This window comes from Chromohalobacter sp. HP20-39 (assembly GCF_033052815.1).
GTDB lineage: Bacteria > Pseudomonadota > Gammaproteobacteria > Pseudomonadales > Halomonadaceae > Chromohalobacter.
Window position 1 is genome coordinate 1 of sequence record NZ_JAWHTP010000709.1, and the last position, 270, is coordinate 270.

Sequence of the window (270 nt, forward strand, 5' to 3'; positions counted from 1 at the left end):
GCTGGCGCGCGGCTACACGCTCGCCAACATCCAGGAGCTGCTCAAGGCCATCGTCGAGGGCCACGACCTGCGCTCCATCCTCGGGCTCGAATCCGCCATCAGCAGCCCGTGGTCGGATGAGCAGCCCAAGCATTTCTCGCTGCTGGCGCTGGCCAAGCTGTTCGGCGACCCCGTGGCAGTACTGGTCGATGGCGTTTCCACGCTGACGCATCTCACCGTCGTGGGCGGGGCGGTGGCCCTGGCGGTGCGGTGCCAGAAGTTGGTCCTCGC

Annotated in this window: 1 pseudogene; it reads left to right on the forward strand. The window is 67.8% G+C overall.

The features are described from left to right. A pseudogene (locus RVY79_RS19790) lies at positions 1 to 270 on the forward strand (hypothetical protein); the annotation flags it as partial.